The sequence below is a fragment of the Bifidobacterium sp. ESL0822 genome (genome assembly GCF_052606675.1).
Window position 1 is genome coordinate 825109 of sequence record NZ_CP199596.1, and the last position, 12798, is coordinate 837906.

The 12798-nt window shown below is 62.2% G+C and carries 15 protein-coding genes; 7 read left to right on the top strand and 8 right to left on the bottom strand.

What is annotated here, in order from left to right; genetic code table 11:
- Positions 1-40 precede the first annotated feature (40 nt).
- From xerD to msrB, 6 genes are all read right to left on the bottom strand, one after another.
- Positions 41-970 carry a site-specific tyrosine recombinase XerD gene (gene xerD, locus ACUIAF_RS03395; RefSeq protein WP_198203823.1) on the bottom strand — a complete coding sequence of 310 codons (930 nt, stop codon included), beginning with the start codon at positions 968-970 and terminating at the stop codon, positions 41-43.
- 108 nt (positions 971-1078) lie between these two features.
- The gene (locus tag ACUIAF_RS03400) at positions 1079-2839 is read right to left on the bottom strand and encodes a spermidine synthase (protein WP_445339020.1); all 1761 of its coding nucleotides are present in this window, start codon (positions 2837-2839) and stop codon (positions 1079-1081) included.
- 119 nt (positions 2840-2958) lie between these two features.
- Positions 2959-3342: a 50S ribosomal protein L20 gene (gene rplT / locus ACUIAF_RS03405; protein WP_445339021.1), complete on the bottom strand. Its 384-nt coding sequence runs from the start codon at positions 3340-3342 to the stop codon at positions 2959-2961.
- Between the two features lie 48 nt (positions 3343-3390).
- Entirely contained in the window at positions 3391-3585 is a 195-nt protein-coding gene (gene rpmI / locus ACUIAF_RS03410) for a 50S ribosomal protein L35 (protein ID WP_015021617.1), read from the bottom strand.
- The gene (gene infC, locus ACUIAF_RS03415) at positions 3566-4258 is read right to left on the bottom strand and encodes a translation initiation factor IF-3 (protein WP_110417009.1); all 693 of its coding nucleotides are present in this window, start codon (positions 4256-4258) and stop codon (positions 3566-3568) included. The genes rpmI and infC overlap by 20 nt, the downstream gene beginning before the upstream one ends.
- Positions 4259-4497: 239 nt before the next feature.
- Entirely contained in the window at positions 4498-5475 is a 978-nt protein-coding gene (gene msrB, locus ACUIAF_RS03420) for a peptide-methionine (R)-S-oxide reductase MsrB (RefSeq protein WP_445339022.1), read from the bottom strand.
- Positions 5476-5647: 172 nt separating this feature from the next.
- Between msrB and ACUIAF_RS03425 the strand changes: the two genes are divergently transcribed.
- The 5 genes from ACUIAF_RS03425 (at position 5648) to gap (ending at position 9258) form a co-directional block, all read left to right on the top strand.
- Positions 5648-6385: an AzlC family ABC transporter permease gene (locus ACUIAF_RS03425; protein ID WP_181415568.1), complete on the top strand. Its 738-nt coding sequence runs from the start codon at positions 5648-5650 to the stop codon at positions 6383-6385.
- A complete protein-coding gene (locus tag ACUIAF_RS03430; RefSeq protein WP_445339023.1) occupies positions 6382-6738 on the top strand; it encodes a branched-chain amino acid transporter permease in 357 nt (118 codons plus the stop codon). The genes ACUIAF_RS03425 and ACUIAF_RS03430 overlap by 4 nt, the downstream gene beginning before the upstream one ends.
- 14 nt (positions 6739-6752) lie before the next feature.
- The gene (locus ACUIAF_RS03435; protein WP_181415567.1) at positions 6753-7547 is read left to right on the top strand and encodes a thiamine diphosphokinase; all 795 of its coding nucleotides are present in this window, start codon (positions 6753-6755) and stop codon (positions 7545-7547) included.
- A 40-nt stretch (positions 7548-7587) separates the two neighbouring features.
- Positions 7588-8013: an arsenate reductase family protein gene (locus ACUIAF_RS03440; RefSeq protein ID WP_445339024.1), complete on the top strand. Its 426-nt coding sequence runs from the start codon at positions 7588-7590 to the stop codon at positions 8011-8013.
- Between the two features lie 189 nt (positions 8014-8202).
- The gene (gene gap / locus ACUIAF_RS03445) at positions 8203-9258 is read left to right on the top strand and encodes a type I glyceraldehyde-3-phosphate dehydrogenase (protein WP_015021610.1); all 1056 of its coding nucleotides are present in this window, start codon (positions 8203-8205) and stop codon (positions 9256-9258) included.
- Positions 9259-9333: 75 nt separating this feature from the next.
- Here the strand turns inward: gap and ACUIAF_RS03450 are convergent, their stop codons facing one another.
- Positions 9334-9930 carry a DedA family protein gene (locus ACUIAF_RS03450; protein ID WP_110417005.1) on the bottom strand — a complete coding sequence of 199 codons (597 nt, stop codon included), beginning with the start codon at positions 9928-9930 and terminating at the stop codon, positions 9334-9336.
- Positions 9931-10007: 77 nt separating this feature from the next.
- Between ACUIAF_RS03450 and ybaK the strand changes: the two genes are divergently transcribed.
- On the top strand, positions 10008-10514 hold the full coding sequence (gene ybaK / locus ACUIAF_RS03455; RefSeq protein ID WP_445339025.1) for a Cys-tRNA(Pro) deacylase: 507 nt from the start codon (positions 10008-10010) through the stop codon (positions 10512-10514).
- Positions 10515-10533: 19 nt separating this feature from the next.
- Here the strand turns inward: ybaK and ACUIAF_RS03460 are convergent, their stop codons facing one another.
- Positions 10534-11601 (bottom strand): 4-hydroxy-3-methylbut-2-enyl diphosphate reductase, encoded by a 1068-nt coding sequence (locus ACUIAF_RS03460; RefSeq protein ID WP_445339026.1) that lies wholly within the window; start codon positions 11599-11601, stop codon positions 10534-10536.
- Between the two features lie 172 nt (positions 11602-11773).
- Between ACUIAF_RS03460 and ACUIAF_RS03465 the strand changes: the two genes are divergently transcribed.
- Positions 11774-12742 carry an aldose 1-epimerase family protein gene (locus ACUIAF_RS03465; RefSeq protein ID WP_198203818.1) on the top strand — a complete coding sequence of 323 codons (969 nt, stop codon included), beginning with the start codon at positions 11774-11776 and terminating at the stop codon, positions 12740-12742.
- Positions 12743-12798: the final 56 nt, after the last annotated feature.

The window sequence follows — 12798 nt, forward strand, 5'->3', positions numbered from 1 at the left end:
TACCCTATCAAGTTTCCGGCCGCATTCGCGGGTTGGCGGGTCAGCGGGCGCGGGGATGGGCCGTCTGGTAGGTCTCCATCAGGGCCTGGGGGCTGACGTGTGTATAGATCTGCGTTGTGGTCACCGAAGCGTGGCCCAGCAGCTCCTGGACCGAACGCACATCGGCGCCTCCTTCCAGCAGATGAGTGGCGAAGGAGTGCCGCAGGGTGTGGGGATGCAGGGGCCTGTTCAGGCCCGCCCGGCGGCCGGCATCCCTGACCACCTGCCAGACCGTCTGCCTGGTCAGCCGCTTGCCCCGCTTGTTGAGGAAGACGGCCCGCAGCTCCCTGCCCTTGGTGGCTCGATTGCAGAGGCTGGCCCGCCCCATATTCAAATATGCCTCCATGGCCTGGCAGGCGTAGGAACCCATGGGAACCAGACGCTGCTTGTCGCCCTTGCCTGTCAGACGGACCACCCGCTCGTGCAGGTCCATGTCCTCCAGGTCGGTGCCGACGGCCTCCGAGACCCGGCAGCCTGTGGCGTACATGAACTCCAGCAGAGCCTTGTCCCGCAGGACCACCGGATCCTTGGACCCGCCCATGGCGGCCACATCCAGCAGTCGGGCCACCTGGTCCACGTCCAACACATCAGGCAGGGCCGAGGTGCCCTTGGGAGCCTTGACAGTACGGGAGACATCCTGGTCGGTCACCCCCTGCTTGAGGGCGAACCGATGCCACTCATGGACAGCGGCCATCCTTCGTGAGCGACTGGCTGGGCTCTCATCGGCCAGATGGGCCAGAAAACCCTCCACATCGGCGGTTTGAATCTGCTCCAGGCTGGTGATGCCGCGGCCGGACAACCAGTTGATATACATGGTCAGATCGGACTTATAAGCCTTGACCGTGGCGGGGGCAAGACCCCGCTCCAGACCGGTGTAGGCCAGGAACTGATCCAACAATGCGGTCAGCCCCTCCTGATGATCACCGTCCACTACCGCTTAACCTCCGGTTCTCTTCATCAGTGCTGGTCTCAGGCCATAGTCTAACGCTATGCTCCCCTGTTTCCATGCATCCAACGCGCTTGGGATTGGGGCGAAAACTCAGGAGACCTCCCGAATCAGCCCTTGAATCCCCTCCTGCTGAAGAATCCGTCGGTAGGGTCCGGCCTCCCTGCTGATGATCCCATCGATGGCGTGCATGCCCAGCAGTTCCACCGGCGCATTGTCATCGGTCAATACCCTTCCCTTCGCATTCCCAACCGTGCTCAGGCGGGAGCTGACCTGCTCCATCATTTGGGACAGGTCCGGATCAGAGCTGACCCTGGCCGCCGCCCCCGCCAGCAGGTCGGAACTCTGGTAGTCTCTCATCGTCGTCTTCTCGGCACCTTTGGTTCCCGAAAAATCATCGGAAGCAGGGCGACGGGCAAAGAGCTCGCGGTTGGTGGTCTGGGGCACGTCGGCCGTCAGGATGGCGGCGGATCCAAAGACCCTGGTGATCGTGTTGGTCAGGGCTGCATTGATGGATCCCTGACCGTCGTCGATCATGTTCATGTTGACCACCATGACCCCGCCCGGATTCAGGTGGTCCCTGACCAGGCTGAAGAACTCGGTGGAGCTCATTTGGAAGGGTATGGTGATGTCCTGATAGGCATCGACCATGATCAGGTCGTAGTGCTGGCCACTGGCCGCCAACCAGGCTCGGCCGTCGTAGGTGGAAACCGGAATATCGGCGGGCTGATCGAAATATTTGAGGGCCAGGTTGCTGATGGACTGGTCGATCTCCACTCCCTGGATGGCCATCCGGGGATAGTATCGCTTCAGCTGCCGGGCGTAGGTCCCGGTCCCCATGCCCAGAATCAGGGCCGAGCGGGCCTGATCAGCCATGAGCGGTGCCGCCAGAGCCGTGTCGTAGTACATGCCGGTCATCCCGGGGTGCTTCATGGTCACCGACTGGACGCCGAAGAGGACGTTGGTGGAAAGGATGGTTCTGTCCGCCAGGGTTTTGACCTGCAGATAGTTGTAGATGGACTCGCCCTCATAGGCTAGACCCTTCTCCCAGAAGGCGAACCCGGTCATCGGCGACAGGGCGGCCGAGACTACAAAGGCCACCGTGGCGATCAGGCAGGCCAGGCGGTGCGCATGGGAGGAAAGGAAGTAGATCAAGGACACCAGGAGCAGTATCCCGGAGAAAATCAGGAAGGTGACGAAGGTCCCCACGGCAGGTATGGTCACAAAGGTGGGCAGGAAGGTGCCCAGGATGGACCCCACGGTGTTGCAGGCGCTGAGCCGACCGACCACCGAAGCGTTGTCGTCCAGGGAGTCGGTGGCGCACTTGACCAGGCCGGGGGTGATGGTGCCCAGGAGGAAGAGGGGCGGAACAAAGATGATCAGGCAGGAGATGAAGGCCGCCAGGACCAGGAAGTTGGTGGAGACGGCCACAATCAGCAGCCCCGAAATCAGGATGATCAGATACTTGCCGACCAGGGGAATCAGGGCGATCCAGACGGCCGCAGCCATAATGCACAGGTAGAGCCTGTCAGGGTCTGGGTTCCTGTCGGCCCAGCGGCCCCCGACGACGGCACCCAGGGCCAAGGCGATCATGATGGTCCCGATGATGATGGTCCACACGATCTGGGAGGACGAGAAGTAAGGAGCCAGCAGACGGGAGGCCCCCAGCTCGGCGGCCATCACGGCCATCCCAGAGAAGAACTCCGTCACATAGAGGAAAACCCGCGACCTAAGGATGGGGCGCGCCTGATTGATTTCAGCAGGCTTGGATCTACCGCTGCCCCGAGATGGGCTTGTTTGACCTGCCGATTCTGCCGAGACAGCCGATGCGTCCAGACTGTGATCATCATTCATGGCGGCTCCCGGCATCATTGTCGTCAATCAACTTACCGTCCCGCTGTGGAATGGTCAAATATGCAAAGAACCCCGCGTAAGGCGGGGTTCTTGCAATATACGGTGTTCCGGTCCGCTGATCAGGCAACGACCGGAGCGTTCACATCGGCAGGCAGGGCCTTCTTGGCCTCAGCCACGATGGCGTTGAAGGTGTCGATGTCGTTGACGACCAGGTCGGCCAGGGCGCGGCGGTCCAGCTCGATTCCAGCCAGGCGCAGACCCTGGATGAAGCGGTTGTAGGTGATTCCCTGGGCGCGGCATCCGGCGTTGATGCGCTGGATCCACAGCTTGCGGAAGTCACCCTTGCGGGCCTTACGGTCCCGGAAGTTGTATGTATATGAATGGAGCAGCTGCTCCTTGGCCTTGCGGTAGAGACGGGAGCGCTGGCCACGGTAGCCTGACGCCCGCTCCAGGACGACCCGACGCTTCTTATGCGCGTTGACTGCCCGCTTGACTCGTGCCATAGATATTCCTCAGCTTTCTAAAATCTCACTCGACGCGACAGCACCCGCTCAGCGGGCCAGCATCCTCTTCATGTTCTTGGACTGGGTCGGAGCGAGCACCTCGTCAGTGGACAGGTGACGACGCTTCTTGGCCGACTTGTGCTCCAGATTGTGGCGCATACCGGTCCCGGCGTGCATGAGCTTGCCCGAACCCGTGGTCCGAACACGCTTGGATGCGGCGGAGTTACTTTTCATCTTCGGCATTGCTGCCCTCCTTGGATTTCATCTGCTTGGGAGAAGTATTGTTGGAGCCCGCAGTCTCCTTTTCGTCGGCCTTGGCAGCCAGATGGGCCGCCTGACGGGCCTTGCGCTCGGCACGGGCCTGGCCGCCCCGCCGACGCTGCTCGGACTGGGTGTGGACCTTCTTGCCCTTGGGCGACAGGGTCATGATGATGTTGCGCCCCTCCTGCTTGGGGGCAAACTCGATGGAGCCCAGATCCGCGACGTCGTCAGCCAGCTTGCGCAGGAGCTCCACACCGCCGATGGGCCGGGACTGTTCACGCCCACGCAGCATGATGGTGACCTTGACCTTGTCTCCGGCGGACAGGAAGCGGCGTACATGCCCTTCCTTGACCTCGAAGTCATGGTCGTCGATCTTCAATCTGAAGCGGATCTCCTTGATCTCCGACATGCTCTGGTTGCGACGCGCCTCACGAGCCTTGATCTTCTCGTTGTATTTGAACTTGCCGTAATCAATGAGCTTGGCGACCGGAGGCTTGGCCTTGGGCGCAACCTCGACCAGGTCAAGGTTGGCCTCCTTGGCCAGATTGAGGGCGACGGAGGTCGCAATGATTCCCACCTGCTCGCCGTTGGGCCCGATCAGGCGTACCTGAGACACTCGTATATCGTCGTTAATCCTTGGTTCGTCGCTAATGATGACTCCTTCTCAAATACCACAACATCCACTGCCAGGCGAAGAACCCATGGGTTTCGAACATGACCGTCGCAGCCGTATGGCAACGAAACCGCCAATGCCTGCGCCGCACATGACGACGCTCAACCGTCGTCGGCACAGGTCGAACCCGAAGCCATGGAAGGCTCCCAGGTGGGATCATCCGCTTTCTTGATTTCTCAAGCCGTGTAGCAGTATAACACAACCCTCAGGACAGGGCCCCGTCAGGAAGTCGCGCCGTCCACCAGGGGCAGGCAGTCCCCGTAGCCCTCCTCCTCCATACGGTCACGCGGCACGAACCGCAGGGCGGCGGAGTTCATGCAGTAGCGCTGCCCGCCACGGTCGGCCGGACCATCGTCGAAGACGTGTCCCAGATGGATGCCGGTCTGTGCCGTCCGCACCACGATCCGGGGCCGTCCCAGCAGCTTGTAGTCCTTGCGATTGACCAGCAGGTCGGGATCGATGGGCTTGGTGAATGCGGGCCAGCCGCAGCCCGAGTCGTACTTGTCAGTTGATGAGAAGAGCGGCTGTCCGCTGACCACGTCCACATAGATGCCCGGGCGGAACTCCCCGTCGTAGGCATTGGCGAAAGGCCGTTCGGTGGCCGCGTGCTGGGTCACCTCGTAGCTTTCAGGGTCCAGGGACCAGATGCGTTCGATGTAGCGCTGGCGGGAGGCGGCGTTGGCGATGGCATCCAGAGGGATGTGGCAGTAACCGCCGGGGTTCTTGAGCAAATAGTCCTGGTGGGACTCCTCCGCCGGATAGAAGTTGATCAGGGCCTCCACCTGCACAGCGGGATGACGGCCGGTCCTGCGCTCCAGCTCCTCCAAGGCGCGTCGGAAGACGGGCTCCTCCTGCTCGCGGTGTTCGGGATTCCAGTAAAGGCCGCTGCGGTACTGTCTACCCCGGTCGTTGCCCTGCCGATCCACAGAGAAGGGGTCGATCAGATCCAGCAGAAGCAGGGTCAGGGTCCGCAGACTGACCGTCTGGGGATCATAGGTCAGCCGCACACTCTCCACGGCATCGGTGACACCGCTGCAGACCTGCTCATAGCCGGGGTTGGGCACTGTGGACTGGGCGTATCCCACCTGGGTGTCGACGATTCCGTCCACCTCCTGGAAGAACCGCTCGATGCCCCAGAAGCATCCCCCAGCCAGGACGACCGTGGCCGGGTTGTTGGTCGAAATCTTGTTCTTGTCCATGATTCCTCCTCACCTACCGGTGCCTATCGCCAAGTTCAACAAGAGTCTGAGAGCCCCTATTCCGCCCTTCTCGCCTCTTGACAGCCTTCTCACATTGTCGACCAGTCTGCCCCTGCGGCGCAAGAGGCGATTATCATATGACCATCTCCAAATCGAAGTCAGGAGGATGGTCATGCAGCGGGCGCAGGAAGAAGCAGACGACGATGCGAAGTCCTCCGGGACCATCCTGGGCTCCCTGGCTGCGGCCTTTCCACGGACCCTGCCCATCATGGCCGGATTCCTGGTGCTGGGAGCCTCCTACGGTTTTCTGATGACCAGCCGTGGATTCCCGGTGATCTACCCGTTGGCCATGAGCGCCCTGATCTACGCCGGGTCCATGGAGTTCGTGACCGTGGACCTGCTCTTGTCCACCTTCAACCCCTGGGGCGCGCTGATGCTGACCCTGATGGTCAATGCACGGCACCTTTTCTACGGCCTGGCCATGCTGCCGGTCTTCCGAGGGACGGGCCGGAAAAAGCCCTACCTGATCTTCGGGATGTGCGATGAGACCTTCGCCCTGGAGTCCGCCGATCCCCATCCGGCAGGGACCGACAAGGGCTGGTACCTCTTCTTCGTCACCCTGCTCAACCAAATCTACTGGGTGGGCGGCGCCACCCTGGGTGCCGTGCTGGGCAACCTGGCGAACTTCGACACCCGGGGGCTGGACTTCGTGCTGACCGCCATGTTCCTGGTCCTCTTCCTGGAGCAGTGGCGGCAGGCCGAAGCCCGCCTGCCTGCCATAATCGGTCTGCTGGCCTCCCTGGCCTGCCTGCTGGTCTTCGGACCTGATCGGTTCATCATCCCGTCCATGACGGTCATCCTGGCCGTCTTCATCCTCTTGGACTTCCGCAGCCAAAGGGAGGCCTCATGACCACTGCACAGCAACTGATCACCATAGGCATTGTGGTCCTGGGAACCATGATCACAAGATTCCTGCCCTTCATAATCTGGCCGGAGGGACGTCGGCCGCCGGCCCTGGTGTCCAGGCTGGGACGTCTACTGCCAGCCGCCGTCATGGGACTGCTGGTGGTCTATTCGTTGAGGCACACCAACCTGGTCGGAGGCGACCACGGGCTCTACGAGGCTCTGGCTCTGCTGGTCACAGCCCTGGTCCACCTGCGCTGGCGAAACATGATGGTCAGCATCGCCTGCGGCACCCTGACCTACATGGCCCTTGTGCAAGGGTGGCTGCTCTTCCTGATCCGTCTGGTTGGTCTGGGATGATGAGAGTGCGTCCAATGGGCGAGCGCGGAAAGAAGAATCTTATGCAGGATGACGGTCAGTCGGACCGTACGAGCCAGACGAATCAGGCACCGCTCTGCCGGATCTGGGGCGCCGGACAGTACTTCGGCGAAGAGACGGCACGAGGCGGACAGGCCCTGGTCATAGCAGCGGACGGCGGACTGGAGCCGGCCCTGGAGCATGGGGACGAACCCGAGCTGGTCGTAGGCGACTTCGACTCCCTACCCGCAGGTAGCCGAAAGCTGCGTACAGACATTCCCCGCCGGGTCCTGCCTGCTGAAAAGGACGACACGGACCTGCTGGCCGCGGTCAAGGTGGGCTGGCAGCGCGGCTGCCGACGATTCCTTATATATGGCGGCCTGGGCGGACGCATGGACCACACACTGGCCAATCTGAACCTGATCCATCTGATCGCCGCCAGCGGGGGCCGGGCCGAACTTTGGGGCCAGGGGATGCTGGTCACGGCCCTAGGCCCTGGAAGTCTGGACTTTTCCGCCTGGGACTGCCCGCCCAGGTCCATGGTCTCCGTCCTGGCGGCCGACGACCAGGCCCTGGGCGTGGTCGAACAGGGCCTCAAATACCAGACGGACGGCATGACCATGACCAACCAGCAGGTCACTGGTGTCAGCAACGAGTTCCTGCCCGACAGACCGGCCCACATAGCCTTGAAGCAGGGAACCGTGTTCGTCACCTACCCCACCTCGGCGCCCGAGCCGGTCTGGAGCACCAGCCTGGAGCCCAAGGCCGACCTGGGCTCCCTGGAGACCCGTCCCTCCCGGCTGCTGGCCTGAGCCCCTTTGGACTTGAAAACCTACCTGGAAAGGAAAATCTATGACAGCATCATCAACCAAGCCATCAGCAGCACCTACAGCTGAACACCCGCTCTTCATCTGCTACAGCCGCTGCTCCACCTGTGCTAAGGCGCGCACCTGGCTACGTGACCACAATGTGGACTTCAACGAGCGCGATATCAAGGATGACCACCCCACTCAGGAGGAACTGACCGAATGGCTGGACATGAGCGGCCTGCCCGTCCGGCGATTCTTCAACACCTCGGGTCAGGCCTATCGCAGTCAGGGGTTGAGCAAACGCCTGCCGCAGATGAATACGGAACAGGCTCTGCAGCTGCTGTCCACCGACGGCATGCTGGTCAAGCGTCCCATCCTGCTGGATGGCCGGCATGTCCTGGTCGGATTCCGTCAGCAACAGTGGGAGGATTGGCTGGCCGATACGAACGAAAATCCTCACAATTCCTGATCACTTTGTTGCGCAAACAAACAACAAAACCTACCAATTTTTTTGTTCGTTTTTTCCTCGGCACAACCCGCGTAATCGCTTGCTATAAGTACACAGGGTTCTATAAACTATGAGATGTTATCAGTAATCGGCCATATACGGTCCGGTAATTTTTGTGCTGTATACGGCCAATCTCCAAGGGAGAATTGAATGACAGTAAAGATTGGCATCAACGGATTCGGACGTATCGGTCGTCTGGCCTTCCGGCGCATCTTTGAGCTCCAGGCCCGTGGCGGCGACGCCTCCAACATCGAGGTTGCCGCCATCAACGATCTGACCACCCCGGCCATTCTGGCCTATCTGCTCAAGTACGACAGCACCCAGGGCACCTTCCGTCACGACGACGGCACCCCTGTCTCGGTCACCTCCACCGATACCGCCATCGTGGTGGACGGCAAGGAGTACCCGGTCTATGCCGAGAAGGATGCCAACAACATCCCCTGGGTCAAGAACGACGGCGTGGACTACGTGCTGGAGTGCACCGGCTTCTACACCTCGGCCGAGAAGTCCCAGGCCCACCTGAACGCCGGAGCCAAGAAGGTTCTGATCTCCGCTCCCGCCAAGGACGACACCACGCCCACCGTTGTCTACGGCGTCAACGAGGAGACCCTGAAGTCCTCCGACAAGATCATCTCCGCCGGCTCCTGCACCACCGGCTCCCTGGCTGCCATGGTCAAGATGCTGGATGACAACTTCGGCATCCGCATCGGCTACATGACCACCATCCACGCCTACACCGGCTCCCAGATGCTGCTGGACGGCCCCAAGGGCAACAAGCCGCGCAACACCCGCGCCGCCGCCATCAACACCATCGAGCACTCCACCGGTGCCGCCAAGGCCATCGGCAAGGTCGTTCCCTCCGTTGACGGCAAGCTGCAGGGCCATGCACAGCGCGTGGCCGTTCCCTCCGGCTCCGTCACCGAGCTGACCTGCGTCCTGGACAAGAAGGTCACGGTCGACGAGATCAACGACGCCGCCAAGAAGGCCTTCGAGGGCAAGGACTACTACGGCTACAACGACGAGGGCATCGTCTCCTCCGACGTGATCGGCGACACCCACGGCGGCATCTTCGATCCCACCCAGACCGATGTCAACACCCACGGTGACGACCAGCTGGTCCGCACCGTTGCCTTCTACGACAACGAGTATGGCTTCACCAGCAACATGATCCGCACCCTGCTCTACTTCGCCAAGCTGGGCGACTGAGCATCCGGCCGGCTCCTCCGGCCATAGCGTTTACGGGGTCCGTTCCTTATACGGGGGACGGACCTCTTGCTGTAATCAGCGCCTCCGGGTGAGCGCCCGCATGGCCAGGTCGCAGACCAGGCCGACGACCATGCCCACCAGAAAGCCGATGACCATGACGGCCAGAGGGTTGTTCTCCAACCAGGAGGAGGCCAGATACCCCAGGGTCCACATGTAGATTGACCAGAGCAGGCCGGCCAGTGCAGCCAGGGGCAGGTAACGGCTGAGCGGATAGCGCGCCGCCCCGGCCGTCAGATTGACCACGGTCCTGCCCGAGGGCACGAACCGCGATGCCAGAGTGAAGAAGCCGCCCCCCTGCAGCAGGGCCCGGTGGGCCCATGAGGTCACAGCCTTGCCTGCGGCACCACGGAAGACAGCCAGACGATTCAAGGGGACCAGGCGCCCAAGCCCATAGGTACAGGCATCGCCGCCCGCGAAAGCCAGGGCGCATACCAGAAAGACCAGGACGGGAAGGGGTCTTCCTGTGGCTCGAAAGGCCGAAGCCGTGGCCAGGACCATGAGCTCCGTGGGTATGGGAATGATCAGCGCATCCAGAAATGCGGCCAGGAAAAGCACGGCCAGCCCCCAGCCGCCCGTCACCGCATCAAGCAGCCAGGCATTGACAGCGGTCATGGACTACCCTTTCCGCGCAAATGGCGCCAAAGACACCCCTCAGCCTATCCAAACGCTCAGTACCTTAGCATGGAGTCATGAGCAAGAAGAAGCGGGCGGACTCGGATGCCGCGACTCCGGCCATGGCCCAGCTGGAGCGTCTGGGGGTTCCCTTCACCGTCCACGAGTATCATCACAGTGCCGACCACATGGACCAGGGGTACGGCATCGAAGCGGCCAAAAAACTGGGCCTGGATCCGCGCACGGTCTACAAGACCCTGATGGCCGACACGGGCAAGGAGCGTGTCGTAGGCATTGTACCGGTGACCGGCCATCTGAACCTCAAGCACCTGGCTGCCGCCGTGGGTGTCAAAAAGGCTCGTATGGCAGACAAGGCCCAGGCCGAGCGAGAGAGCGGATATGTCCTGGGCGGCATCTCGCCCTTCGGCCAACGCACCCAACACCTGACCGTGCTGGACCAGGGCGCCCTGGAGTTCGATACCATCATGGTCTCCGGCGGCAAGCGCGGCATCAGCCTGGGTCTGGACCCGCGAGATCTGATTCGTGTTCTCAAGGCCAGGACCGCACCGCTGGCCACCGACTGAGAGATTTTAGCGCTGGGGCTTAGCCCTGCGGCTGTGGAACCTTCCTGGATGCACGTGCTGAGCGCAGGGCAGCAGGCAGGACGAAGTGCATGTGCTCGTCGACTGCTCGTTCCCGGGTCACCTGGGTGAACCCCCGGGAGGCCAGGGTCTCCAGCACACCCTGAACCAGGTTTTCGGGAACCGAGGCACCCGAGGTGAGCCCTACCGAATCCATGCCCTGCAGCCAGGTCGGATCCAGCTCCCCCGCATCGTCGACCCGGTGGGCCCTTTGCTGGCCCTGACCAGGAAAGCGCGCATCCAGGGCCTGACGGGCCACCTCGACCAGACGCACCGAATTGGAGGAGTTGGCCGACCCCACCACAATCATGCAGTCCGCCTGACCGGCCACCAGCTTGACCGCCTGCTGTCTGTTCTGGGTGGCGTAGCAGATGTCGGAACCCGGTGGCTCCTCAATCCAGGGGAAGCGTCGACGCAGGGCTGCAGCCAGGTCGGCGGTCTCATCAAGGCTCAGAGTGGTCTGGGTCAGCATGACCAGCGGCGTGTCGGGCCCGAAGTCCAAGGCCTCGATATCAGCCTCATGCTCCACCAAATGAACCCGGTCAGGGGCCTCCCCCATGACTCCGACAGCCTCGTCATGCCCCCGGTGACCTATGTAAATGATCCGGTAGCCGTCCCGCACGAAGCGCTGCACCTCCCGGTGGACCTTGCTGACCAGAGGACATGAGGCATCAACCACTCGCATCCCGCGCCGCTGGGCCTCCTTGACGACCGAGGGAGCGATTCCATGGGCTGAGAAGACCACAGGTACCCCGGCACGGACCGCCTGCTCAGGAATCTGGTCCAGCTCATCCACGAACACGGCTCCACGCCTGGACAGGTCCTCGACCACATGCCGGTTGTGGACTATCTGCCGACGCACATAGACCGGTGGCAGACCCTGGTGGGGATTGTCCGCATCCAGGATGGTCTGCACGGTCTGGATGGCACGGTCCACCCCCGCACAGAACCCGCGCGGATCAGCCAGGATGACCCGCCCATGGCCCTGTGGGGTTGGCTGTTCGCACACGGTGGTCCGAAATCCTGCCACTGCTGCTCCTTATCGATGTCAATCCGGGCAATCCCGGACACTGCAAGTCCATGGTAGAAAGCCGGAACGTCCCCCGGTAGTCCAACCGCCACTCTTTCACCAAGAAGCCAAGACCAACCAGGCGCTAGGATGGTGGCGTACCAAGCATCAACGGCACTATGGAAGTGGGAGTATGCATACGAACGAGATGATGGGCGGGGCCGTGCCCCGGACAGGACAGCAGTACAGCATCCGTCATGGGGATTACGAGGCGGTGGTGACCGAGCTGGGAGCCATCCTGCGCGTCCTGAAATACCGGGGAAAGGACCTGCTGGCCTCATTCGATCCGGATGGAACCGTACCCTGCAGCAACGGGAACGTGCTGGTACCCTTCCCCAACCGGATTGAGGACGGCACCTACGAATTCCAGGGTCACACATACACCCTGCCCATCGACGAGCACGACCGGAACACCGCCATCCACGGCTACGGATACCGGGCCTACTGGCGGCTGCAAGCCCTGACCGAGGACTCCGTCAGCCTCTCCTGGCGGGTGCCGGACATGGGCGGATACCCCTTCGACGTGGTGGTCACCGTCACCTACACCCTGGACGACCAGGGGCTGACCATGACCACCAGGGCCCTGAACCTGGGCGACGAGGCCGCACCCTGGGCCTTCGGCATCCACCCCTGGCTGGCCAACGGCAAGCAGGGCGTCGGTGACCAGATTCAGAAGGACAACGCCCCCTGCACCCTGTCCATCCCCTGCCGCACCCACGTGGTGGTCGATCCGGACAGGCTGCTGCCCACCGGAACCGAACCCGTCCAGGGACGAACCGATCTGCGCCAGGGTCCTGCGCTGGGCGAGGATACGGCCTTTGACGATGCCTGGACCGATGTGGAACGAGACGATGACGGCACATGCTCGGCCTGGTTCACCAGGCCGGACGGCATCCGCATTCAGCTCTGGGGCGATGAGACCATCACCTCCTGGCAGGTCTGCACCGGGACCGGCTTTGACGCAGGTATGCGCCCGGCCGGCGTTGCCGTGGAGCCCATGACCGCCTATGCCAACGCTTTCAGAACTGGACGGAACCTGGTCATTCTGCAGCCTGCCGCCGTCTACACCACCCAGGTGGGATACCGGGCACAACAGCTCTAAGCGTCCTGGCTGGTCGACAAAGGTCAGCCCGGTGTGCGATAATCGGCAAGGCTTAT